At 69.9% G+C, this 22,211-nt stretch carries 21 protein-coding genes and 1 pseudogene; 6 read left to right on the forward strand and 16 right to left on the reverse strand.

Annotated features, from left to right (window positions below; translation table 11 throughout):
- From ABD357_RS33105 to ABD357_RS33155, 11 genes are all read right to left on the reverse strand, one after another.
- On the reverse strand, positions 1-978 hold a 978-nt coding region (locus tag ABD357_RS33105; protein ID WP_344395057.1), incomplete at its 3' end, for a tyrosine-type recombinase/integrase.
- Complete coding sequence (locus ABD357_RS33110; RefSeq protein WP_344394779.1) at positions 909-1,988, reverse strand: hypothetical protein; 1,080 nt, start codon at positions 1,986-1,988, stop codon at positions 909-911. The genes ABD357_RS33105 and ABD357_RS33110, both read right to left, overlap by 70 nt.
- Positions 1,985-3,037, reverse strand: a complete 1,053-nt coding sequence (locus tag ABD357_RS33115) for a tyrosine-type recombinase/integrase (protein WP_344395058.1) — start codon at positions 3,035-3,037, stop codon at positions 1,985-1,987. Before ABD357_RS33115 ends, ABD357_RS33110 begins: the two co-directional genes overlap by 4 nt.
- Positions 2,919-3,485: a transposase gene (locus tag ABD357_RS33120; protein WP_344394781.1), complete on the reverse strand. Its 567-nt coding sequence runs from the start codon at positions 3,483-3,485 to the stop codon at positions 2,919-2,921. The genes ABD357_RS33115 and ABD357_RS33120 overlap by 119 nt, the downstream gene beginning before the upstream one ends.
- A 433-nt stretch (positions 3,486-3,918) precedes the next feature.
- Complete coding sequence (locus ABD357_RS33125; protein ID WP_344394783.1) at positions 3,919-4,689, reverse strand: aldehyde dehydrogenase family protein; 771 nt, start codon at positions 4,687-4,689, stop codon at positions 3,919-3,921.
- A gap of 157 nt (positions 4,690-4,846) precedes the next feature.
- On the reverse strand, positions 4,847-5,812 hold the full coding sequence (locus ABD357_RS33130; RefSeq protein WP_344394785.1) for a fumarylacetoacetate hydrolase family protein: 966 nt from the start codon (positions 5,810-5,812) through the stop codon (positions 4,847-4,849).
- 93 nt (positions 5,813-5,905) lie between these two features.
- Entirely contained in the window at positions 5,906-6,844 is a 939-nt protein-coding gene (locus tag ABD357_RS33135) for a VOC family protein (RefSeq protein WP_344394787.1), read from the reverse strand.
- A 10-nt stretch (positions 6,845-6,854) separates the two neighbouring features.
- Positions 6,855-7,883 (reverse strand): amidohydrolase family protein, encoded by a 1,029-nt coding sequence (locus ABD357_RS33140; RefSeq protein WP_344394789.1) that lies wholly within the window; start codon positions 7,881-7,883, stop codon positions 6,855-6,857.
- The gene (locus tag ABD357_RS33145) at positions 7,880-9,019 is read right to left on the reverse strand and encodes an FAD-dependent oxidoreductase (protein WP_344394791.1); all 1,140 of its coding nucleotides are present in this window, start codon (positions 9,017-9,019) and stop codon (positions 7,880-7,882) included. Before ABD357_RS33145 ends, ABD357_RS33140 begins: the two co-directional genes overlap by 4 nt.
- Before the next feature lie 114 nt (positions 9,020-9,133).
- Positions 9,134-10,105: a cyclase family protein gene (locus ABD357_RS33150; protein WP_344394793.1), complete on the reverse strand. Its 972-nt coding sequence runs from the start codon at positions 10,103-10,105 to the stop codon at positions 9,134-9,136.
- Positions 10,102-11,112 (reverse strand): fumarylacetoacetate hydrolase family protein, encoded by a 1,011-nt coding sequence (locus ABD357_RS33155; protein ID WP_344395059.1) that lies wholly within the window; start codon positions 11,110-11,112, stop codon positions 10,102-10,104. Before ABD357_RS33155 ends, ABD357_RS33150 begins: the two co-directional genes overlap by 4 nt.
- A 122-nt stretch (positions 11,113-11,234) precedes the next feature.
- On the opposite strand from ABD357_RS33155, the gene ABD357_RS33160 reads away from it, so the two are divergent.
- Positions 11,235-12,170: a LysR family transcriptional regulator gene (locus ABD357_RS33160; protein WP_344394795.1), complete on the forward strand. Its 936-nt coding sequence runs from the start codon at positions 11,235-11,237 to the stop codon at positions 12,168-12,170.
- On the opposite strand, the pseudogene ABD357_RS33165 reads toward ABD357_RS33160, so the two are convergent.
- Positions 12,159-12,506, reverse strand: a pseudogene (locus ABD357_RS33165) (transposase); the annotation flags it as partial. The gene ABD357_RS33160 and the pseudogene ABD357_RS33165 sit on opposite strands and share 12 nt — an antisense overlap.
- Before the next feature lie 559 nt (positions 12,507-13,065).
- Positions 13,066-13,761, reverse strand: a complete 696-nt coding sequence (locus ABD357_RS33170) for a TetR/AcrR family transcriptional regulator (protein ID WP_344394797.1) — start codon at positions 13,759-13,761, stop codon at positions 13,066-13,068.
- A 100-nt stretch (positions 13,762-13,861) separates the two neighbouring features.
- Here ABD357_RS33170 and ABD357_RS33175 point away from each other — a divergent pair, with 100 nt between their 5' ends.
- The 3 genes from ABD357_RS33175 (at position 13,862) to ABD357_RS33185 (ending at position 16,015) form a co-directional block, all read left to right on the forward strand.
- A complete protein-coding gene (locus ABD357_RS33175; RefSeq protein ID WP_344394799.1) occupies positions 13,862-14,800 on the forward strand; it encodes an NADP-dependent oxidoreductase in 939 nt (312 codons plus the stop codon).
- 88 nt (positions 14,801-14,888) lie between these two features.
- Positions 14,889-15,569, forward strand: coding sequence for an SDR family NAD(P)-dependent oxidoreductase (locus ABD357_RS33180; protein WP_344394801.1), 681 nt, complete (start codon positions 14,889-14,891; stop codon positions 15,567-15,569).
- Between the two features lie 74 nt (positions 15,570-15,643).
- Entirely contained in the window at positions 15,644-16,015 is a 372-nt protein-coding gene (locus ABD357_RS33185) for a DoxX family protein (RefSeq protein WP_344394803.1), read from the forward strand.
- A 19-nt stretch (positions 16,016-16,034) separates the two neighbouring features.
- Here the strand turns inward: ABD357_RS33185 and ABD357_RS33190 are convergent, their stop codons facing one another.
- The 3 genes from ABD357_RS33190 to ABD357_RS33200 all read right to left on the reverse strand — a co-directional run bounded on the left by ABD357_RS33190 (position 16,035) and on the right by ABD357_RS33200 (position 19,514).
- Positions 16,035-16,352 carry a hypothetical protein gene (locus ABD357_RS33190; protein ID WP_344394805.1) on the reverse strand — a complete coding sequence of 106 codons (318 nt, stop codon included), beginning with the start codon at positions 16,350-16,352 and terminating at the stop codon, positions 16,035-16,037.
- 33 nt (positions 16,353-16,385) lie between these two features.
- Positions 16,386-18,071, reverse strand: coding sequence for an IclR family transcriptional regulator domain-containing protein (locus ABD357_RS33195; protein WP_344394807.1), 1,686 nt, complete (start codon positions 18,069-18,071; stop codon positions 16,386-16,388).
- A gap of 162 nt (positions 18,072-18,233) precedes the next feature.
- Complete coding sequence (locus tag ABD357_RS33200; RefSeq protein WP_344394809.1) at positions 18,234-19,514, reverse strand: M6 family metalloprotease domain-containing protein; 1,281 nt, start codon at positions 19,512-19,514, stop codon at positions 18,234-18,236.
- 250 nt (positions 19,515-19,764) lie between these two features.
- Between ABD357_RS33200 and ABD357_RS33205 the strand changes: the two genes are divergently transcribed.
- Entirely contained in the window at positions 19,765-20,409 is a 645-nt protein-coding gene (locus tag ABD357_RS33205; RefSeq protein WP_344394811.1) for a TetR/AcrR family transcriptional regulator, read from the forward strand.
- A 160-nt stretch (positions 20,410-20,569) separates the two neighbouring features.
- Positions 20,570-22,111: an MFS transporter gene (locus ABD357_RS33210; protein ID WP_344394813.1), complete on the forward strand. Its 1,542-nt coding sequence runs from the start codon at positions 20,570-20,572 to the stop codon at positions 22,109-22,111.
- Positions 22,112-22,211: the final 100 nt, after the last annotated feature.

The raw sequence follows: 22,211 nt of genomic DNA on the forward strand, positions 1-22,211 counted from the left end.
GGGCTCGCCGTCGGCGGCGGCGCCGGAGGTGACCGCGTCACGGTCGACGAGCACTTCGATGGTGCGGACGTTGCGGGCGAAGTACCCGGCGTCGCTGTAGGCCCTGGCCAGCGTGTTCGGCGTGATCTTCGCGTAGTGCGCGGTCGCCTCAGGAGTCCGGTGACCGAGCCATTCCTGCAGCTCGAAGAGCGTCATCGGTTCCTTGGCGTTGTAGAGCTGGCTGGCGATGGTGGACCGGGCCCGGTGGCTGGTGATGTTGCCGCGGACGTCGGCGGTGGGGACGCCGGCCTTGCGGCAGAGCATCGGGATGATCGCCGTGTTGATGTAGTGCTTGGCGACCCGGCGGGCCCGGTGGGCGAACAGGAAATCGGCGTACTCGCCCGTCTTGGAGTCGAGCATCGCGGGCTGCTCGGGCCGGATGGCCTGCCATGCCTCGATGGCCTGGCCCAGCAGCGGGTCGACGGGCTTGGTGAACGCAGTGCCGGTCTTGTGGGTGGGCACATCTAGCAGGCAGACGGCGTCGCGGGCCAGCACCTCGCCGGAGTCGCCGGGAATGGGCATCCCGTCGTGCTGCCAGCGGATGCAGCCGACCCGCAGCCGGGCTATCTCGTCGCTGCGCTGTCCGGCGAACAACCAGGTCAACGTGATCGCGCGGATGAATTCGACCGGGTAGGTGCGGCCGTCAGCGGTCGGCAGGTCGCCAGGCTCGACATTCAGACCGGCCCACAGCAGCTTCGCCCAGATGTCATCCGCGATCACCCGCGGGTCCGGGCCCAGGAGAGCCCGGACGCTGCGAGGAGTGCGCAGCGCGTGAGCGGGGTCGAAGCGGCGCGGGATCCACTCCCATTCGTGCAGATCGCGGAAGAACGCCCGCGGCACCTTCAGGTAGCCGGACTTCGACTCGGGCGTCAGCGGCTTGCCGATCCGGTCCTGGGAGCGCATGCCGTGCGTCCACTGAGAGAAGTCGCCGACCGACATGCGGTCCACCGTCGCGACCCAGGACGCGCAGGTCTGGCGGGTCCACTGATCCGGCTCGGTGATCTCGGGGTGTTCGCAGGCCAGCCACCGGCCGATCTTGGCCAGCACACTGCGGTAGCTGGCGCGGATCTTCGGGGTGAGGGTGGAGGTCGCGTACCACCGCTCGGCCCAGTCCGCCCAGGCCGCCGAGGTGCCTTCGATCGCGGCGAGGCCGGGGCCGTGCCGGGGCCGTGCGGCGGCGGGTCCGCTTGCCCGAGGGCGGCGACCGCGCGGTGGATGCCGTGGAGATCGTTGCCCCACTGCCCGTGCATGGCCGGAGCCGTGCGGATGGCGGCCAGGGCCTCGTCGGACAGATCCTGCAGGAGGGGGCTGCGGTTGAGCAGCAGGATCTGGCAGATGGCGGAGGTCAGCCGGTCGGCTCCGCGGCGGTAGCCCCAGTCGGCCAGTGTCGTGCAGACCTGCCGGACTGCGTCGTCTACGACGTCGGTGCCGAAGACGCGGTGGGCCAGGCTCGGCCGTTGGAAGCGGCCGAGCCGGTCGAAGGCCGTGAAGTCGCCCAGCAGGTAGGCGTAGGCGATGAGGAACGGGCGAGCATTGGGGCCGATCTGGCCGCCCCACGAGCGCCGGAACTTGGCGCCGTCAGTGTTGATCAATTCCACCCAGTCCTGCACCGACCAGCCCCAATACGCGCGGCCCAGTTCACCGCAGCGGATCAGCACCAGTCCGGCCGCGTCGCGCGCATACCGCCGCTGGTGACGGTCGTTCGGCGGCCAATGCAGTGCGCCAAGGGCATCCGCCAGGGGCCGGACCAGCCGGGCGACCGGACGCAGCGCAGGCGCGGCGATAGCGAGGCCCACGTGCCGGAGCTGGTCGACGCTCAGGGAGCGGAGGGCGTCCGCCTCGGCCATGGTGAGCAGGCCGCGACGGTCGTAGCGGGCCAGGTCCACGGACCACGGCCAGGCCAGCGCCCTGGCCTGCCGCGCGGAGAACGGCATGGGCTGCGCGGTCACCGGGCGATCGTCCCGGAGGCGTGGCCGGCTCGGGCCAGCATGTCCACCCGCCAGGAGTGGATCTGCTCCATACCGCGGCTCAGCTTCTCCGCCAGGTCCCGGCCGGACAGGTGGATGTAGGTCAGCGTCGACTCGGTGCTGCGGTGCCCGGCAAAAGATGCGATGGCGTGCAGTTCCCAGCCCATCCGGGCCAGGTCGGTCAAGCACAGATGCCGCGTGGTGTGAGTCGAGAACCTCGGCAGGTCGGCGGCGAGACCAATGCGCCGAATCACCTTCGACCAGGTCCACAGGGTCAGCGGCTGGCCGTAGTTGCGGCGTGACTCGGACAAGAAGAGCGGCCCGCGTGCCCGGCTGATTGTGGCCCGATGCGTGAGATAGCCGGACAGCAGAACCCCGGTCGCCGCCGAGTAGGGGACGACGCGCTCCCGCCGGGTCTTGGTCGTCTCGGCCCGAATCCGCAGGGTCCGGTGGGCTGGGTCGAGGTCATCGGTCCGCAGTGAGCACAGTTCCTCACGCCGCAGGGCCGCGTCGTAGGCGAGAGCGAGCATGACGCGGTTGCGTACGGGTTCCTCGCGCGCGACGTCCAGCAGGTCGAGCCACTGCTGTTCGCTCGGGATCCACGGCAGTTTCGTCAGCCGGGGTACCAGCCCTCGCTGGTATCCGCCGAACTTCCGGCCGGGCGTGTAGCGGCCTCGGCCGACCGGGTTGGACTCTCGCAGACCCTCCTCGATGAGGTAGTCGTAGAACAGCCGCACCGGCACCAAGCGTTGCTGCAGCGTCGCGTTCGCCAAGCCGGCCCCGGAGTCCAGCACGACGACATTGCCTCCCCGACGGCCCGGCCGCGTTGCCAGCTCCTTCACGAACGCCGCCACGTGCAGACGCTTCGCGGTAATCGGGTCGATTCCGTCTCGCTCGCAGACCAGCAGGTACTCAGCCAGTCCCCGCGCGTACGCGTCGATCGTCCGGGGTGCCCGCCCCAGATCCGTCCATATTCGCAGCCACTCGGCCGCCCTCTCGTGCCGGCCAAGGACCGGCCACTTCTCCTCCAACACCACCGCGCTGCCCAACGGATCTCCTCAGTACGTGGGGACGCCGCAGGATACGAACTGCATCCCGCGGCACGTGATTCCACGTAACTAATAGGTAATCCGCAGGCAGCGCAGGCCACGTCACGCCCTTGTCCACCACATACCGGATCGCGTCGAGTATGTCCCGGTGGCAGTACTCCTCCGGCCGGCCGCCCCGGCCCTCACCCCACGCCGGCACCGGAACCATTTCGCGGACCGCGGCCCACTCCGTGTCCGTCATGTCGGTCGGACAGCAGTGCCCGCCGCTTGGATTGTCCGCCGCGTTCCCGTACGTGTGGGCGAAGCAGTCACACGTCCGCGTGTCCAGAATGGACTCTTTCGCGGCAGACCGATACAACTGCGGCAACAGGGCCTCCCGGTGAGCAGTGGCGTAGACACCCTCTGACCTACCGAGAGGCCCTGCCTTCATGCCCCCGCACAGCCACAATCACCTGAACAGCACACCCGTACGGAACCCCCAGCCCCACACACGGTTTCGAGCCCTCTTAGGACCGCCGAGGTCCCGCTGGGCTCCTCAGGCTCGGGGGGGCGATCACCCGAGGATCACCTCTCGCTCGCCTGTGAGATGGCTGCGACCGGCGCAGAGGCAAGATGGGCGTCTGCCGGCCCAGGGTCCGGTACGAACAGTGCCATCTTCGGGTCGTGTGCCGGCCTGTCGACGAGACGCGAGGCGACGGCGACGCGTGCGCAGCTGTGATTCCCGTCGCGCCGGTCGCAGGGCGCGTGGGGCTCGTCCGCGCCGGGCGGATCGGAGTGTTCGTGTCGACGCGGGCGAGGCATCGTCGGCGCGGTGCCCGGCAGTGCATCCGGGGGGACCATGCGGCCCCCCGAGTGCACTCAGCTCACACCCGGTCGATCGTTGTGTAGTCGACGCGCAGATCGCTCGCGCTGCTGAATCCCCACTGGCCCATCTCGGCACCAAGGCCGGAGGACTTGACCCCCATGAACGGCTGAGCAGGGAAGTCGCCGTCTCCGTGGCCATTCACCCACACCATGCCGGAGTACATCCGCGAAGCGACGGCTTCGGCCCGTTCCACATCAGCACCCCACACGGAACCTCCGAGACCGAAGTCGGTTTCGTTGGCCTGCTCGATCGCCTCGTCGAGGTCGTCGAATGCGATGAGAGGCATGATCGGGCCGAACTGCTCCTCGTCTACCACCTTCATGCCCGGACGGCAGTTCTTCAGGATCGTCGGTTCGACGAAGTAGCCGGGTCCCTCCACAGCCTTTCCGCCAGTGACCACAGTGGCACCCTTGGCGACAGCGTCATCGATGAACGCCAGGACCTTCTCATACTGCGCCTTGTTCTGCAGGGGGCCCATGGTGACATCTGGGCTGGTGCCCTGGCCGAGCACGACCTTCGCCGCCTCTGCCGCGAGGCCTGCCGCCACGTCGTCCATGCGCGACTGTGCCACGTAGACGCGCTTGGCGCAGATGCACTTCTGCCCCGTGTTGTCGAAGGCTGCGAGGAAGAGGGGAGTGGTCATCCCTGCGACGTCGAAGTCGTCGAGAAGGATGGCAGCGTCGTTGCCTCCGAGCTCAAGGGTGACGCGCTTGAAGTCGTCGGCACCGGCACGGTCGGCTGCTCGTTCGTCGCCGAGAGGCGCGTGCACCCGGCCGGTCTGTGAGGCGACCAGCGCCTTCGTGCCTGTGTCACATCGGTGGCGGTCACGGTCGCTCCCGCCCGGGCCGGAGCCTCCACCGTGCCCTGCCTGCGCGCGGCCCCGGTGACGACGACCTTGTCGTCCAGTCTGCTCTCCGCCGCGCGGTTCACGGGCGCGTTCGCGGGCGCGTACGGGCGCGAGGGACGGCCACCGGTTCGGCACCGGGTACCACGGTGTTGGAGACGGTGCCGATGCCCTCGACGGTGAGGGTGACGGTGTCGCCGGGCTTCAGCGGTGGCGGGTCCTGGCGGCCGCGCACGCCCCAGAGCTCGGCGAGGCAGCCACCGTTTCCGCAGGTGCCGGAGCCGAGTACGTCGCCGGGGCGTACCCAGGTGCCGCGGGAGGCGTAGGCGGTCATCTCCTCGAACGTCCAGCTCATGTTGGACAGCAGGTCCTTGCCGACGACCTCGCCGTTGATCTCGGCGGTCAGCGCCAGGCGCAGGAACCCGTCGCTGTCGCGGTAGGGCTCCAGCTCGTCCGCGGTGACGAGGTACGGGCCGAGGGTGGTGGCGGTGTCCTTGCCCTTGCAGGGGCCGAGGCTGACCTGCATCTCGCGGGACTGGAGGTCGCGTGCGGACCAGTCGTTGTAGAGGGTGTAGCCGATGATGTGGTCGCGGGCCTGCTCGGGGGTGAGGTCGCGGCCCTCGCGGCCGATGACCGCGGCGACTTCGAGTTCGAAGTCCAGTGCCTGGCTGCCGGGCGGCACGGGGACGTCGTCGTGAGCGCCGATGACCGCGTAGGGGTTGGTGAAGTAGAAGGTGGGCGCGTCGTACCAGGCGTCCGGGGCGCCCGAGACTCCGTCGATGCTGCGCCGTACACCCTCGACGTGCTCCTCGAACGTGACGAAGTCGCGTACGGACGGTGGTTGGAGCGGCGGCAGCAGTCGCACCTGTGAGACGTGCGGGCCGCGCGGCACGTCCAGGCTTGCGTTGCCCGCCTCGCGCAGTGCCACGGGACCGGCCTGGATCAGATCGAGAAGCGAGGATCGGCCGGGGCAGGGGTAGAGGACGCCGTCGTCCTCGACGGTGGCGAGACGGCTGCGGCCGTGCTGTTCGTACGTGGCGAAACGCATGGCATTCCTAGGGAGCTGGGTGGGTCGACACAGGCCGGGGGCGCGGCGGCATGGCAGGGCGGGGGAGTGCGCCGAGCCCCCGGGGCCAAGGGGTCAGACCGGCGGAGCGACGAAGACGCCGCGGTCGACGTCGTTGAGCATTTCCTTGGCGACCATCTCGTTCATCGGGTTGGACGTGCCCCACTGGTCGGCGTTCTCGGGCTTCGTCAGGTCGTAGATGTGCGGGTGCCAGGTGTCCTCGTCCAGCTTTTCCAGCTCGGTGGTGTACTCCACGGTGTTGCCGTGGGGGTCGAGGAAGTACGTGAAGGTGTTGTCGCCCGCCATGTGCCGCCCCGGGCCCCAGATCTTGCGGGCGCCGGAGCGCATCACGCGGCCGGAGCCGCGCATGTACTCGTCGATGCCGCGCATCTCGAAGGAGAGGTGCTGCAGGGAGGTGTGCGGACCGCTGGCGATGGCCATGGAGTGGTGCTGGTTGCTGATCCGCATGAAGTGCATGACCTCGCCCATGTGCGGCAAGGTCATCGTGTCGGACAGCCGGAAGTCGAGGTGCTGCTCGTACCAGGCGCGGGTGGCGTTGATGTCGGGGGAGTTCAGGACGACGTGCGAGAGACGGACGGGAATGGACTCCTTCTCCTCGACACGACGGTGCCGGCGCGCCTCGACGTCGGCCGAGACCTCGATGGTGCGGCCGTCGATGTCGAAGAAGCGGAAGCCGTAGCCGCCGCCGGGGGTGTCGACCTTGCCCGGCTGGGAGATCAACTGCACTCCACCCGCGAGGAGTTGCTCGGCGAGCGTGTCCACGTCGGCGGGGTTCGCCGCGCCGTAGGAGATCAGGTCGAGACGCTTCTCCTCGGCCTTGCGCAGCCGGACGATGTACTGCTCGGGGGAGCCCTCGGCGGCCAGGAAGGAGATGCCGGAGTCCTCGGCGACCTTGGTCAGGCCCCAGACGCCGGCGTAGAAGTCGAGCTGCTTGTCGTAGTCCGGCACGGCCAGGTCGACGTGTCGCAGGTGGGTGAGCAGACGGTTGGTCATGTCGGGCTCCTCAGGTGAGACGCAGCAGCGCTGCCGCGTTGCCGCCGCGTACGGCGTGGAAGTCGGGGGCGGGCAGGTCCGTGACGTCGCGCAGAGCACCGAGGGGGTCGTCGGTGCCCATGTCGAAGGGGAAGTCGGAGCCGAGCAGCACCCGGTCGGGGCCGGCCACCCGGATCAGCTCGCGCAGGACGTCCGGGTCGTGGACAAGGGAGTCGAAGTACAGCTGCTTGAGGTAGCTGCTGGGCGGGTGCGCGCAGCCGCGGGTGTCGGTGCGGGCGAGCCAGGCGTGGTCGGAGCGGCCGATGTGGGTGGGCAGATAGCCGCCGCCGTGGGCGGCGACGATGCGCAACCCCGGGTGCCGGTCCAGGACTCCGGAGAAGATCAGATGGGACAGGGCAACGGCGTTCTCGGTCGGTTGGCCGACGGTGTTGGACAGGTACCAGCGGTTGAGGCGTTCGTCGAGCGTGCAGCCGAAGGGGTGCAGGAAGAGGATCGCTCCGGTTTCCTCGGCCCGTGTCCAGAACGGTTCGTACGCGGGGTCCGACAGTTCGCGTCCCGGTGCGTGGCTGGAGATCTCGACACCGCGCAGGCCCAGGCCGAGGGCGTGTTCGAGGGCTTCGACGGCGAGGCCCGGGTGCTGGAGCGGGACGAGGCCGAGGCCGTGCAGCCGTTCCGGGGCCTGGGCGACGTGCGCGGCGGTGCCCTCGTTGGCACGTTCCCACACCGTACGGGCCAGGTCCTCGTCGGCCCAGTAGTGGTAGTGCGACGGAGACGGCGAGACCAGCTGGACGTCGACCCCGGAGGCGTCCATCGCGGCGAGCCGGGCCTTGACGTCGGTCAGCCTCGGGAAGCGGTCCCGGAACATCGGGCCGCTGACGGCGATGGCCTCGGGGCCGTTGCGGCGGGCGTCGAGATCGCGGGCCGCGGCAAGCCCGGGGTGTCCGGCGACGGCGTCCTCGACCTGAGGGAGCAGGACGTGCGCGTGGACGTCGATCGTGGGTGCGCTGTTCTGGGAACTCACGGGGTTCACGGAGTTCACGGGGTCTCCTGCAGGGCGGACATCGTGCGGCTCATCAGGCCGGGTGCGTCGGCGTCACGGGCGCCGTCCAGCTGCCACTGACCGAGTTGCACGGATGCTTCGACCACCATGCGGACACGGCCGATCCGGCGTTCGTAGAAGCCGGTCAGCAGGGCTTCGAGGGAACTCCAGTCCTGCTCCTCGCTCAGCATCTCGGCCAGTACGGAGGCGTCCTCCAGCGACATGGCCGCGCCCTGGGCGATCGTGGGGGGACAGACGTGGGCCGCGTCACCGATCAGGACGACCCGGCCGCGGTGCCAGGAGCCCTCGACGAGCAGCCGGTCGAACCAGGTGTAGTTGACCTTGGCGGGGTCGGTGATGCTCGCGGCGATCTCCGGCCACGCACCCCCGTAGGGCGCGGCCAGCCGCCGCATCTCGTCCGCGTACGAGGCCGGGTCGATGGAGGCGCGGTCGCGGTTGGCCTCGACGAGGTAGGCGTAGATGGTGTTCTTGCTGGTGGGGCAGTAGCCGGCGATGTAACAGGTTCCGCCGTAGGCCAGGTCCATGCGCTCCACGGCCTCGGGGCGGGGCACGGGGACGCGCCAGATGGCCATGCCGGTCGGTTCGGGTTTGTCGCTGATGCCGATCATCGCGCGCGTGCGGGAGCTGACGCCGTCGGCGGCGATGACAAGGTCGTAGCGGCCCTCGGTGCCGTCGCTGAACCGGGCGGTGACGCCGGACGCGTCCTGGACCAGTTCCTCGGCGGTGGTGCCAAGGCGTACCGTCGCGCCGCTCTCGAGAACGGCCTCACACAGAATCTCCTGGAGCCGGGGCCGCTGCATGCCGAAGATCGGGGGCAGGTCGTCCCCACCGGTGCGGATGTCCTGCTGGACATGGAACACGGTCCCGTCGGGCGCGGCCAGGCCGACGGCGTCGACGGCGTAGCCGCTCTCCCGGACCTTGTCCCATACACCCACTTCGCGCAGCACGCGCAGCGCGTTGCCCTGGAGGGTGATGCCGGAACCGAGCACGTTCCAGTCGGGCTTGGCCTCGATCAGTTCCACGGCGATGCCCGCCCGCCGCAGCAGCACGGTCACGGCGTTGCCGGACGCGCCGCCGCCTATGACGAGGACGGTGCGGGGACGGGGGTCGTTCATGGGTTCTCCCTGAGATGGAGCCGCGCGACTTCGAGCGGCAAGGGGGGTGTTGCGGGCAGGGCGGGCGAGGGTGGCGTAGCCGTCCGGGCGTGGCCCGCCCGGCAGTCCAGGGCGTTACTTGACGGCGATGGGATTCACCGGTGAGCCGACGGACCCTGTGATGGGCAGTGGCGCGGCGGTGAGCCAGAACTCGTACCGGCCGTCGGCGGCGCAATGCGTGGCGAGGGCGTCGAGGTCCCACATCTCACCGATGAGCAGACCGATGTGAGGGATGGCGACCTGGTGCAGCGGCTGGAAGGCGTGGTCGAACTCGTTGGGCCGCACCTCGAAGCCCCAGGTGTCGGTGGCGATCCCGGCGATCTCGCTCCGGTGCAGCCAGCCGGCCGTACTGAAGCTCAGCCCCGGCGCCGGCCCGCCCGCGTAGTCGCCCCAGCCTTCGTGACGGGCGCGGGCCAGCCGCCCGGTGCGCACGAGGACCAGGTCGCCACGACCGACGGTCACACCGTGCGAGGCGGCGGTTTCGGTCAGGTGCTCCTCGGTGATGGCGAAGCCGTCGGGCAGTTCGCCGTCCTGGCCGATGACCAGGCCCACGTCGAGGAGGACGCCCCGCCCGGCGACGTGCGGAGCCATGTGCTCGATGCCGGTGACCAGGTCGCCTTCGGAGGTGACGACCTTCTCCGCCGGGCGGCCGTTCCACGCCTTGCCGTGATCGAAGATGTGCCCGAGCCCGTCCCATTGGGTGGAGCACTGCAAGGGCATGGCGATCACGTCGTCGGCGCCACCGAAACCGTGCGGGAAGCCCTGGCCGCCCAGGGCGGCGTCGGTGCCGGTGGCGAGCATCGTGTGCACCGGGTTCGTACGCCGCCGCCAGCCTTTCTGCGGGCCGTCCATGTCGAAGCTCTGTGACAAGGAGAAGCTGACGCCGTCGCGGATCAGGGCTGCGCCCTCGCGGCGCTTGGCCTCGTCGAGGAAGTTGAGCGTGCCGAGCACGTCGTCCTCGCCCCAGCGGCCCCAGTTCGAGTACGCCTTCGCGGCCTCGGCGATCGCCGCCTCGGGATCCGTACGGTCGATACGGTCGGCGCTCATCGGGTTTCCTCCGCGACACAGCGGGTGCGCTGGGCGCCGAGCCCGGTGACCGAGCCGTCCATCACGTCGCCGTCGCGCAGCAGCCGGCCCCAGTGGATGCCGTTGCCGGCGGGGCTGCCGGTCAGAACCAAGTCGCCGGGAAGCAGTCGGGCGGTCTGGGAGATGTACGAGACCAACCGTGCGACGCCGAAGATCATGTCCTTGGTGGACTCGTCCTGCATGGTCTCGCCGTTGAGCTTCAGGGTGACCTGCAGGTCGGAGGGGTCGGCGATGGAGCAGGCCGGGACGATCCACGGGCCGAGCGGGGTGAAGCCGGGGGCGTTCTTGCTGCGCAGCCAGTCGGTGCCGATCGGGGGCATGTCCCGGCGGAAGACGCTCGCGCGGTCGGTGAGGTCGTTGGCGATGGTGTAGCCCGCGACGTACTCCAGGGCTTCCTCCACGGTGACCCGGTAGGCGGGGCGGGAGATCACAGCGGCCACCTCCAGCTCCCAGTCGGGCTTGTGGGCCCAGGCGGGCAGCACCACGTCGTCGTAGGGACCGCTGATCGTGGTCGGCAGGCCGATGAAGACGTACGGGAGGTCCTCGGCGGCCCGCTTGTCCATGACCGCCGCGACCTCGGCGCGGGCCTCCTCGACGGTGCCCGGGGCGTCCGGGGCGCGGTGTGCGACCGCCAGGTCGATCACGTGCTGCCGGTAGTTGGCGCCCGACTGGAAGATCTGCCGCGGCTCGACTGGCGCCTGCACCCGCAGGTCATCGAGCGACAGCCATGCGTCGGCCGGATCCGCCGCGAGGGCGTGCAGGCGGGGCAACGTCTCGTCCCAGCGCTCCAGGAGCGTAAGGGTCGTCAGCGCGGGTTCACCCAGTGCCGCGCGCAGGTCGAGCACCCGGCCGTCCGGCGCCACGAGGCCGGGGAACGCGGCTCCGCCCGATGCGGAGAGAGTGCCGATGGCGAAAGGGCCCGAGAAGGGTGCGAATGGTGCCGACGCGGCTGCGGATTTCACGGAGATGTCCTCCCGATTGCGGTCCCACTAATCTGGCCCGTAGATTGCAATCAGGGAAATCGATTTCATGTATATAAGAATCCAGCCGGTGAATACCGATGCTGCCGGCTCCGGAATTGGGACGCTTCGTGAACTTGGCCAGCCTGGACCTCAACCTCGTCGTTGCCCTGCGCGCCCTCCTGCAGGAGCGCAACGTCACCAGGGCCGGCCAGCGCATCGGGCTCAGTCAGCCCGCGATGAGCGCGGCCCTGGCCCGGCTGCGCCGCCACTTCGACGACGACCTGCTCGCCCGGGTGGGCGGAGGGTACGAACTGACCGCCCTCGGGCGGGCCCTCCTCGACCGGACCACCACCGCATGCGACCTGCTGGAGCGCGTCTTCGCCAGTCAGGCCGAATTCGACCCCTCCCGCGAGGAACATGAGTTCACGCTGATCGCCTCGGACTACGCGGTTGCCGTATTCGGCACCGAACTCGCCCGCACCGTCCAAGCCGAGGCGCCAGGAATCCGGCTCAGGTTCAAACAGGTACCGAACGAAATCATCGACAGCACCGGGTCGCTGCTCAGCACCGTGGACGGGCTACTGCTGCCCCACGGCATCATTCGTGGCTTCCCCATGGTCGAGCTCTACCAGGACAGCTGGGTCTTCCTCGTCGCGGACGACAACCCCGAGGTCGGCGAGCAGCTCACCCTCGACGACCTGGCCCGGCTGCCGTGGGTGACGTACCAACGAGCCTACGATGCCCCCGCCGCCCGCCAGATCGCCATGCTCGGCATCGAGCCGCGCGTGGCGGTCTCCGTCGACAGTTTCCAGCTGATGCCACTCCTGGTCGCAGGCACCCGCCGGGTAGCTCTCCTTCAGAGGCGTCTCGCCGACGAGCTGGACGGAGTCGCACCCGTCCGCATCATGGAACCGCCCTATGACGCCGTGCCGATCCAGCAGGCCTTGTGGTGGCATCCGGTCCACATACACGACGCGGCGCACATGTGGCTGCGGGAGACGATGGCCCGGGTCGCCGAGATGATGGAGGCCGGTCGGCCTACGACCTCCCGTCCGCCGAAATGATGAGCGTAGGAAGGCGAGCCGGCCGGCGCCGTCCTTGGCGGTGGCGACGTCGATGCCGAGGATCTCGCGGTGGCCGTCGGCGTTGACGCCGACCGCGATCAGGACGTGGACGTTGATGATGCGGCAGCCCTCGCGGACTTTCTGGGTCAGCGCGTCCACCCAGACGAACGCATATGGCCCGGCGTCGAGCGGCCGGTTCCGGCAATCGGCAACCTGCTCGTCCAGGTGCTTCACCATCGCGCTGACCTGGGACTTCGACAGCTGTGTGACACCGAGGGACTCGGCGGGCTTCTCGACCCGGCGGGTTGAGAAGCCGAGCAGGTAGGCGGTCGCGACCCTTAGCGATGCATAACACCTGTTGGCTCGGGTGAGCAGCTTCTGCACCAGGGAGGAAGGAGCTGCCCCTTCAGGGGGAGCGGAGGCTTCCAGCTGTCCCCGTCGAACTGCTGACGATGCAACAGCTACCGACATGATCCAACATCGCGCCCTGACCTGCAGCGATCAGCTGAGCGTTTCCGAATCGACGGGTGTGCGTTCCGGAGTGATCTCCTGGCCACCCGCTGACCTGCGGCGACGGAGTTTTCTACAAGCCCCACGAAGGCGCGAAGGCGGCGAAGGCGGGGATCTGTCGGAAAACGTGTCTGAAATTAGTGCCCAGATGATGTGGGCGTCAGACGTGTTCCCGGCAGAGTTGTGGTGGCAGGGCTGGCCTGCAGCTGTGCCGCCGCGCACAGTGTAGCGGCTGGCGCTGAGGTGGCTTGAGCATTGGTCATCTTGGCTGCCGGGTGGCAGGTCAGATCGGTGGGGACCCGCATGTCCACCCATTTCTGAGCCCAGACGCCAAACGGTCCCGGGCAATCCGATTGGCCAGGTTGGTCGGTTGGTCGGTTGGCCGTCAGGAGATGTCCTTGCCGGTTCGTGTGAGGCGGACCATGGCGCGGTACAGGGCCCTGGGGGCGGGGGCCTCGGGCAGTGGCGGGATCTCGGTGCCGGGGGTGGCGTACGAGCGGAGCATGTGGCCGACCAGGCGGCGCCAGGCGTCGGGGGCGGCGTCGCCGGTGGCGGCGATGACGCCTGCGTTGGCCATGAGCAGGATGACGAGGTCCTCGGAGACGAAGTCGTCGCGGAGGTGTCCGCTGTTCTGGGCGCGGGTGATGAGTTCGAGGAACCCGTTGTACGACTCGGTGCGGCGGGCCTCCAGGGACTTGGCGGCGGGGAAGGTCATGGTCAGGACGTCGGCGAAGCCTCGGTCGGCGGCCTGCATGGCACACACGGCGTGGATATAGCCCGTGAAGCCGTGCCAGGGGTCGGGGTCGTCCAGGGCGACGGTGACGGCGGCGGCGTAGGCGTCCATGCGTTCGGCGAAGACGGCGGCGACCAGGTCGTCCTTGGTGGGGAAGCGGCGGGAGAGGGTGGCTTGGCCGACGCCGGCCTCCCGGGCGATGGAGGCCATGGACACGTCGAGTCCGGCCCGGGCGTAGAGGCGGCGGGCGGCGGCCAGGATGCGGCAGCGGTTGCGTTCGGCGTCGGCGCGCAGTCCCGCTCCGGACTGCTGGTCCGGGGTGTCGCCGGGAACTGTGGAAGAAGTCATGCCCTCACCCTATCCAAGTGGAATGGTTTCCCCACTTCTGTTGCTACGCTGTGCGGCAGTGGAAGCGGGGAGGCCGTTTCATTTACCGGAGGGTGCTGTCATGCGCGCTGTCACGCTCGAATCCGTCCCCTCGACCCCGGCCGTGACCGAGGTGGACATTCCTCGCCCGGAGGCCGGGGAACTGCTGGTGAAGGTGGCCGCCGCCTCGCTGAACGGCATCGACGCCGCCACCGCCGCCGGCTACACGCAAGCGTTCATGGAGCACCGGTTCCCGCTGGTGCTCGGCCAGGATTTCGCGGGCACGGTCGAGGCCGTCGGTGAGGGCATGGACGGCTTCGCGGTCGGTGACGCGGTCTTCGGCGCGGTGATGAAGCCGTTCCTGGGCGCCGGGTCGCTGGCGGAGTACGTCACCGTGTCCGCAGGACACGGCGTCGCCCGTTATTCCGCGGGCCTGAAGGCGGAGGACGCGGGCGCGCCGGCCGTGGCCGGGACGACCGCCCTTGAGAGCCTGAACGCAGCGACCCTAGCCGAGGGTGAGACGGTGCTGGTGTCCGGCGCCACTGGCGGGGTGGGCGCACTGGCGGTGCAGCTCGCAGCCGCCCGCGGTGCGAAGGTGATCGCGACCGCCCGCCCCGGCACGCAGACCGACTTCGTCACCGGCCTGACCGAAGCCGAAGTCCACGTGGTCGACTTCACCGGTGACCTTCCGGCGCAGGTCCGCGCGATCGCCCCGGACGGTGTCGACGCGGTGCTGCACCTGGCGGGCGACGGCGCGGTGCTGGCGGGTCTGCTGCGGCCGGGCGGACAGCTCGCCTCCACCACCGGCCTGACCCAGGACGCCGTCGAGGGCCAGGACGTCACCGTCCACACGATCATGGCCAAGCCCAACGCCCAGACCCTGACCGCCCTGGCCGTGCAGGTCGTCTCGGGCGCGCTGCGGGTGCCGGTCACCGCCACCTACCCGCTGGAGCGGGCTACGGAGGCGTTCGCCGCCTTCGGTGCCGGCACCCCGTGCAAGATCGCCGTCACCTGCTCCTGAAGCCCACCCCGCTTCACGGATGCACGGATGCACGGATGCACGCATTGACGGATTCACGGATTCACGGATTCACGGAAGAGAGCTGATCGTGACCACACTCGCCATCGTCGGCGCCGGCCCCGGCATGGGCCTGGCCATCGCCCGAACCTTCGGCAGCCGCGGCTTCGACATCGCCCTGATCGCCCGTACCAAGGACAAGCTGCAGACGCTGGTCGACCGGCTCGGCCAGGAAGGCATCACGGCCGCCGCGTTCCCCGGCGACGTCATGGACCGCGCCTCGCTCACCGACGCCCTGGACGCGGCCGAAGCCCACTTCGGCGGCATCGACGTACTGGAGTACTCCCCGGCCCCGCACTCCCCGGTGCCCGGCATCACCCTGGCCGCCGCATCGGAGGTCACGGTGGACAATCTGCATCCGCAGATCGAGTACACCCTCTACGGTGCCGTCGCCGCCGCCCAGGCGGTACTGCCCGCCATGCGGGAGGCCGGCGCCGGGACGCTGCTGTTCACCACCGGCGGCGGCTCCGTCAGTCCAGTGGCGATGCTCGGCAACGTCAACGCTGCCGCGGCAGGCCTGCGCAACTGGGTGATCAACCTGCACAACGAGCTGGCCGGCACCGGCGTGTACGCCGCCCACGTGGCGATCAACACCTGGATCGGCGACGGCGGGCCTCCGGGCTTCCCGACTGCCACGCCCGAGCAGATCGCTCCCCTGTATTGGGACCTGTACGAACACCGCACCCGCTCCGAGGCCGTCTTCAACGGCTGAGCGGAAACCCCGCTCCTTCCCGGGAGGGGGCGCCGCCTCTCCCACCCCCTTTTTTTCGAAGGATCCATCCTGCTGTGAACGTCTTCCTGTGGGTCGTGCAGGCTGTGCTCGCCGCCATGTTCGGCATGGCGGGCGTCATGAAGTCCACCCAGCCCAAGGACAAGCTGGTCGAGAAGCTGCCCTGGGCGGCCGACTTCTCCCAGGGCATCATCCGCTTCATAGGCATCGCGGAGTTCGCCGCCGCCCTCGGGCTGATCCTGCCCGCGGCCACCGGCATCGCCCCCGTGCTGACCCCGCTCGCCGCGGCCGGACTGGTGGTGGTGATGGTGCTGGCCGCCATCACCCACGCCCGCCGCAAGGAACCCGCCGGGATCGCCTTCAACGCCGTCCTGCTGATCCTGGCCGCCCTGGTGGCCTGGGGGCGCTTCGGCCCCTACAGCTTCTGACCCCTCCCCGCGCTCCTGCTCACGGGCTGAACCCGACCGTCTCCTCGCCCACCTCCGTGATCAACGCCGCAGCGGCCTCCACGCACCGGATAAAGCTCGGCACCACGGTCACCGTCCTGTCGACCGACGCGGGCGGTGAGGAAGAGCCGACGGAAGCCACGGGGTGACCGGGTCCCCCATAGCCCCCGGTGGCGGTGCGGATGGCGTGCGCGACGTGTTCGGGGGCGTCGGCGAATTCCCGGGGGTCGGTGCCCGCGAGGAGGGCGGCGCCGATGTTCTCGTTGATGACCCGTAGAGCGGCCGAGGCGGCTGCGGCGTGCAGGCCCCGTGACGTCACCGATCTCCACGGCTGCCCCCGAACCAGTCCGGCTCAGGACGCCGGTACCCGTGTGAACCGCCCCGCCACCCGCAGGTCCGCCTCGATCGCGTCCACCGTCGCGCGCAGGTCCGGCAGTACCTCCCCGACGCACTGCTCCGGAGTGCGTCGGGAGCTGTGCATGGCGACGTTCACCGCTGCCACCACCGTGCCCGTGCGGTCGCGGACCGGGACAGCGATGGAGCGCAGGCCTTCCTCCAGTTCCTCGTCGACCAGGGCGTAGCCGTCCTGTCGTACGCGGTCCAGGACGGCCGTCAGCGAGGAAGGGTCCGTGATCGTGCGCGGGGTCAGCGCGGGCACGGTGGGTGTGGGGCGTTCGGCGGGGGGCAGGTCCGCGAGCATGACGCGGCCCAGTGAGGTCGGGTACGCGGGCAGGCGCGTGCCGATCGTGATGCTGGCGCTCATGATGCGGCTGGTGGCGACGCGCGCCGTGTACTGGATCTCGTCACCCGTGAGGACCGCCAGGGACGCCGAGTCGTGGAGCCGGCCCGCCAGTTCGGCCAGGTGTGGTGCCGCGATCTGCGGGAGCGTCGTGCGGGACAGCGGTGGAAAGCCGAGGCCCAGGACGCGGGGCGTCAGCGCGAAGGTCCGCCCGCGCGAGGTGACGTACCCCAGGTGCTCGAGGGTGATCAGCGCCCGGCGGGCCGTCGCGCGCGCGAGCCCGGTGGCCCGCGCGACCTCCGTGAGCGTCAGCTCGGCCCGCCCCTCGCCGAACGACGTCAGCACGGTCAGCCCGCGCGCCAGCGACTCGACGAACTCCCGGCCCAGCTCCTGCTTCGACGCCCCCGTCCAGACCGCGAGCCCCGACGGAGCGGCCGGAGGAACGGCCGGGACCTCCCGCAGACCGGCGCGCAGATCCCCTTCCATCGCGCGCACGGTTTCGCGCAACCGGGGCAGCAACGTCTCCCGCAGCGAGTCCGCCGTGTGCCGGCTGGTGTGACTCACCACGCTCACCACACACGCGATACGCCCACTGCCGTGATCGCGTACGGGCATGGAGAGGGCGACCAGACCCGGCTCGATCAGCTGGTCGTCCAGCGCCCACCCCCGCTCGCCCGCCTCCTGTGTCCGCTCTTCGAACTCCCTGTCCGCGGTGGGACGTTCAGCGGGCGGCAACGCCGGGAAGCCCCGGTCCTCGGGATCCGCCGCCCGCCGCTCGCGCCACCGCGCCCAGTCCTTCTCGCTCCATTCCGTGGCGAACAGCGGCCCGGGCGCGGTGCGTTCGGCGGGCAGCAGATCGCCGATCCGGAAGCTCAGCGACATCGCCCGCCGCCGGGTCGCCTGGTGGATAAAACGGATCCCGTCCCGGTCGGCGACCGCCAGCGACACCGACTCGTCCAGTTCGTCCGCGAGCGCGTCGGCCCGAGCGTCCAGCAGCCGGGGCAGCCGCAGCGCGGACAGATACGCGTTGCCCAGCTCCATCAGCCGCGGCGCGAGCACGGCGTCCCGTCCGTCGAGGCGTACGTACCCCATGCGTTCCAGCGTTGCCACGATCCGGTCGACAGTGGACCTGGCGAGGCCCGTCGTCCGCTCCAGGCCGCTGAGACTCGACGTCCCGCCCGCCTCGGTGAGCCGGCGCAGCACGGCGATCCCGCGCATCAGCGGGGCGACGGCTTCCGCGGGCACGGGCGCGCCGACGTCGGGGCTGCCGGGCGCCGGCGTGAGGTCTGTCGATGGCATGGGCTCTCGGGTTCTCGGCTTTCCGTGACGGTGTCCGGAACACCGTAACCACCGCCCAGCACCCCCGAGCCCCGCACGAACCACCCGAACCCAACCGGAGCCGCAGCACCTCACCGGAGCCCGGCGCGCATCCGCGTCACCGGCGCCCGGCGCGCATCCGCGTCACCGGCGCGTGACGGACACCCGCTGATTCCCGTCCCCGTCGGTCTCCCCGACACGGATCCGGATTCCCGCCCCCGCGTCCTTGAACTGCCGCCCCGGCGCGAAGGCCGCATCCGACAACTCCGCGTGTACGTTCGGGCTGCGCGTGCACCCCCCGCTGTCCTCGGTGGAGTCGACGACGTTTATGGGGCCGTACCCGGTGTCGACGTCCGCGTCCACCTTGTAGACGAGTACGCCCGACTTGCAGACGTCCTCGTCATTGCCGCCGGGAGTGCGCAGCTCGACCGCATACCCCCTCTTCGCGTCGACCGGTATGAAGACCAGCTTGCCGCCGCCGCGTTCGGGCAGCGGGGTCAGGACGTGTTCGGTGGTGCCGGGTGCGGTCGCGCAGGCGACCTGTTCGTCGTCGAGCCAGCCGAGCTTCCACTTGTGCCAGGCCAGCAGATCGTTACCGGCGCCCCAGTCCTCGCTCATGATGTCCCAGTGCCCGACCGCGCCGCCCCCGTCCTGGGTGTAGAGGTCGGGCAGGCCGAAGACATGGCCGTTCTCGTGGGGGAGTACGCGATAGCCGGTCTTGTCGTACGAGCCGGAGCCGTCGTCCTGGCGGCTGTAGATGAAGGACGCGTTGGCGACGGGCACGCCGTCGGCGACCGGCGCCTCCGCGTTGCCCGCGAAGGTCACCGACAGGACGGTGTCCAGGGCGGAGGGGCCCGCGTTCGGGGTGACCAGGACATTCAGCAGGTCGTACGCCTTGAAGTCCACCTTCGGATCGGCCACGGCCACGAGGTCCTCGACCAGCTTCCGGTACGCGGGATCGAAGGGGGCGCCGCGCTCTATCCCGTACGCCTTGAAGGGCTTGGGCATCCGCAGCCAGTCGCCCACGGGGGCCGCGGGGCGGTAGTCGAGACGGCCGTACGAACTGGTGCGGAACCAGCGGGTGGTCTGCGGGAAGAACTCGCGGTAGCGGTCGAGCGCGCTGCCCCGGCCGGGCGCGTCGGAGAAGTCGACCATGAGGTTCAGGGCCCGGACGGTGCCGGTGGAGCGGGCGTAGCCGGGCGGGGTCGGGATGCCCTCCGACAGCTGTACGTCCACCGCGCCGCTGATCATGCAGGGGCCGAGCGCCGCCGGGCGTGCCGTCGCTGTCGGTCCCGCCGCCGTGGCCGAACCGGCCGGCAGCCGGCCGCTGTCCGCCGAGGTGCTGACCACCAGCGTCAGCAGGGTGACCGAGGCGAGGGCGGCGGCACGGCGGCGCCTACGTATCCGACGGCTGGAGGGCTGCATGCAGGGGGCCTTTCGCTCCAGGCAGCCTGCTGTCTCCGGCTGCACCCTGTCCGATCACCCTGTTCCGGCTGCTGGGCGGGCGCGCGCTGGAGGAGACCGAACGTGGGCCCAGAGGGGGATGTGACTCGGGTCACAGGAAATTTCCTCAGGCGGGAAATATCCGGGGAGCGTCTCCCCGTTTAGATGTGTGTCCGAGCGAAGCGGGGAGACCTTCCCCGGATCGCGATTCATCAGCACTCAGGAGTACGCCGTGCAGACCGCAACCCCCGTGCAGCGCAGGGCAACCCGGCCGCGCGCCGACGCCCTGCGCAACCGGGAGCGGATCGTCACCGCCGCCCGGGAGATGTTCGTCGAGTTCGGCCCCGACGTGCCGCTCGACGAGATCGCCCGCCGGGCCGGCGTCGGCAACGCCACGGTGTACCGGAACTTCCCGGACCGCGACGCGCTGGTGCGGGAGGTCGTCTGCTCGGTCATGGACCGTACGTCGGAGGCTGCCGAGCGCGAGCTCGCCGAGACCGGCGACGCGTTCGAGGCGCTGTCGCGCTTCGTGCACGCGGCCGCCGACGAGCGGATCACCGCGCTCTGCCCGATGATGTCCAGCACCTTCGACCAGCACCACCCGGATCTGGAAGCCGCGCGCCGGCGCATCGAGGGCCTGACCGAGCGATTGATGGAGCGCGCCCGCCTGGCAGGGCAGCTCCGCCCCGACGTGGGCGTCGGCGACGTCATGATCGCCGTGGCCCAGCTCAGCAGGCCCCCGGCCGGCACCGGATGCCTGAGCCACGACCGGTTCGTCCACCGACACCTGCAGCTGTTCCTGGACGGTCTGCGGGCGCCGGCCCACTCCGAGCTGCCGGGCACGGCCGTGACCATGGAGGATCTGCGACGAGCCTGACCGATTAGTCCCGACCGATTAGTTCGGCGCCCCAAGCCAGTCACTAGAGCACCAAGCTTCCGGCCGCCACCGGCAAAGACGTCGACGGGGACGTCACCGCCGGGGAGCCGTCCCTTTCCGACACCTTTTTCCGTCACGAAGTCCCGAAGTGGGTACTCCCATGTCTGAAACAGACCAGGCCACCGCCGCCAAGGCGTCGGCTTCCGATCCCAACCGCTGGAAAGCGCTCGTCTTCATCGCGCTCGCCCAGCTGATGGTCGTGCTCGACGCGACCATCGTGAACATCGCCCTGCCCTCCGCCCAGCAGGACCTGGGGATATCGGACGGCAACCGGCAGTGGGTCGTCACGGCCTACGCCCTCGCGTTCGGCGGTCTCCTGCTCTTCGGCGGCCGTATCGCCGACCTGTGGGGCCGTAAGCGGGCCTTCGTCGTCGGCCTGATCGGCTTCGCCGCGGCCTCCGCGCTCGGCGGTGCGGCCACCAACGAGGCGATGATGTTCGGCGCCCGCGCCCTCCAGGGCGTGTTCGGCGCACTGCTCGCGCCCGCCGCGCTCTCCCTGCTCGCCGTGATGTTCACGGACGCCAAGGAGCGCGCCAAGGCCTTCGGCATCTACGGTGCGATCGCCGGTGGCGGCGGCGCCGTCGGCTTCATCCTCGGCGGTGTCCTGACCGAGTACATGGACTGGCGCTGGACGTTCTTCGTCAACATCCCGTTCGCGATCATCGCGGCGCTCGGCGCGTACTTCGTGATCCGTGAGCCGGAGGGTGGCCGCAACCGCAACCCGCTCGACATCCCGGGTGTCCTGCTGTCCACCCTCGGCCTGGTCGCGCTGGTCTACGGCTTCACCCGCGCCGAGTCCGACGGCTGGGGCGACTCCGTGACCGTCGGCATGTTCGTCGCCTCCGCGGTCCTGCTGCTCGCGTTCGTCGTCACCGAGGCCAGGGTCAAGGCCCCGCTGCTGCCGCTGCGCGTCATCACCGACCGCAACCGCGGCGGGGTGTACCTCTCGCTCGGTATCGCGATCATCGCGATGTTCGGCACGTTCCTCTTCCTGACCTACTACCTGCAGATCGTGAAGGGCTACTCGCCGATCAGCACCGGCTTCGCCTTCATGCCGATGATCGTCGGCATGATGGTCGGCTCGACCCAGATCGGCACGCGTCTGATGACCCGCGTTCCCGCGCGGCTGCTGATGGGCCCCGGCTTCCTGGTCGCGGCGGTCGGCATGCTCCTGATGACACAGCTGGAGATCGGCTCGTCGTACGCCTCGATCATCCTGCCGGCGATGCTCCTGCTCGGTCTCGGTATGGGTACGGCGTTCATGCCGGCCATGTCCCTGGCCACCCTGGGCGTCGAGCCCCGGGACGCCGGTGTCGCCTCCGCGATGGTCAACACCTCGCAGCAGGTGGGCGGTGCGATCGGTACGGCCCTGCTGAACACGATCGCCGCGTCGGCCACGACCTCCTACATCGCGGACCACATCGGCTCCGCGACCTCCCGCTCCCAGCAGCAGCTGGTCCAGCTTCAGGGCCAGGTGCACGGCTACACCAACGCGATCTGGTTCGCCGTCGGGATGCTGGTGCTCGCCGCGGCGATCGTCGGCACACTCGTCAACGCCGGCAAGCCCGACATGTCGGCGACGGCCGCCGGCGCGGGCGACGAAGCCGAGGACGAGCTGCCGGTCCCGGTGATCGCACACTGACGGGACGCCACGGGGTCACCCACTGACCCTCGTACGTACGCAGTGGTGGGGACGACTTCGTACGTACGAATCCGGGATCTGCCCCGGCTCCATGAGCGGT

This window comes from Streptomyces vastus (assembly GCF_039532825.1).
GTDB classification, from domain to species: domain Bacteria; phylum Actinomycetota; class Actinomycetes; order Streptomycetales; family Streptomycetaceae; genus Streptomyces; species Streptomyces vastus.

Bases quoted from the DNA above. Each gene is read 5' to 3' on its own strand.
- ABD357_RS33120 (WP_344394781.1), bottom strand. From the start codon at position 3,485: ATGAAGGCAGGGCCTCTCGGTAGGTCAGAGGGTGTCTACGCCACTGCT.
- ABD357_RS33130 (WP_344394785.1), bottom strand. From the start codon at position 5,812: ATGCGTTTCGCCACGTACGAACAGCACGGCCGCAGCCGTCTCGCCACC.
- ABD357_RS33135 (WP_344394787.1), bottom strand. From the start codon at position 6,844: ATGACCAACCGTCTGCTCACCCACCTGCGACACGTCGACCTGGCCGTG.
- ABD357_RS33145 (WP_344394791.1), bottom strand. From the start codon at position 9,019: ATGAACGACCCCCGTCCCCGCACCGTCCTCGTCATAGGCGGCGGCGCG.
- ABD357_RS33150 (WP_344394793.1), bottom strand. From the start codon at position 10,105: ATGAGCGCCGACCGTATCGACCGTACGGATCCCGAGGCGGCGATCGCC.
- ABD357_RS33170 (WP_344394797.1), bottom strand. From the start codon at position 13,761: ATGACTTCTTCCACAGTTCCCGGCGACACCCCGGACCAGCAGTCCGGA.
- ABD357_RS33175 (WP_344394799.1), top strand. From the start codon at position 13,862: ATGCGCGCTGTCACGCTCGAATCCGTCCCCTCGACCCCGGCCGTGACC.
- ABD357_RS33195 (WP_344394807.1), bottom strand. From the start codon at position 18,071: ATGCCATCGACAGACCTCACGCCGGCGCCCGGCAGCCCCGACGTCGGC.
- ABD357_RS33200 (WP_344394809.1), bottom strand. From the start codon at position 19,514: ATGCAGCCCTCCAGCCGTCGGATACGTAGGCGCCGCCGTGCCGCCGCC.
- ABD357_RS33210 (WP_344394813.1), top strand. From the start codon at position 20,570: ATGTCTGAAACAGACCAGGCCACCGCCGCCAAGGCGTCGGCTTCCGAT.